This window comes from Imperialibacter sp. (assembly GCF_040222815.1).
Classification (GTDB): domain Bacteria; phylum Bacteroidota; class Bacteroidia; order Cytophagales; family Cyclobacteriaceae; genus Imperialibacter.
Map to the genome: position 1 here is coordinate 1 of NZ_JAVKCH010000021.1, position 848 is coordinate 848.

The following is an 848-nucleotide window of genomic DNA, read 5'->3' on the forward strand; positions in this document are numbered from 1 at the left end:
ACATCCCTATCGCGATTACCAGAGATGGTTTTCATCAGTTCGGCTGGATAGGTGACAGGTGCTGCATGGCTGTCGTCAGCTCGTGTCGTGAGATGTTGGGTTAAGTCCCGCAACGAGCGCAACCCCTATCCTTAGTTGCCAGCATTTAGTTGGGCACTCTAGGGAGACTGCCGGTGACAAGCCGGAGGAAGGCGGGGATGACGTCAAGTCCTCATGGCCCTTACGGGTTGGGCTACACACGTGCTACAATGGTAACTACAGAGGGCTGCTTCTTGGCAACAAGTGGCGAATCCCAAAAAGTTATCTCAGTTCGGATTGCACTCTGCAACTCGAGTGCATGAAGTTGGAATCGCTAGTAATCGTGGATCAGCATGCCACGGTGAATACGTTCCCGGGCCTTGTACACACCGCCCGTCACACCATGGGAGTTGGTTTTACCCGAAGACGGTGGGCTAACCAGATTTATCTGGAGGCAGCCGGCCACGGTAAGGTCAGCGACTGGGGTGAAGTCGTAACAAGGTAGCCGTAGGGGAACCTGCGGCTGGATCACCTCCTTTCAAGGATGAGGGTGGATTTAATCTACCTTCTCTAGCAAAAGAAAAGACCATGGCGCTGTCCGCGCATCCCTTCCAAATCTCGAAATTGTTTTAGCCTAGCTAAAGTCAATTGCTGTAAGCCGCTCAAGCCGGGTTGGCGCTCTTAAATGAGAATTACGGCGATTTAACTGAATGCATATGCATTCAGAACTAGCAAAGCGAAAAACCTACTACGGGCCTGTAGCTCAGTTGGTTAGAGCGCACCCCTGATAAGGGTGAGGTCAGAAGTTCAACTCTTCTCAGGCCCACCAT

General features: G+C 52.0%; 1 tRNA gene and 1 rRNA gene. Both read left to right on the top strand.

Annotation, left to right across the window (positions count from 1 at the left end):
• Positions 1-557 (top strand): 16S ribosomal RNA (locus RIF36_RS09805); the annotation flags it as partial.
• Positions 558-770: 213 nt separating this feature from the next.
• A tRNA-Ile gene (locus RIF36_RS09810) sits at positions 771-847 on the top strand.
• Position 848 lies beyond the last annotated feature (1 nt).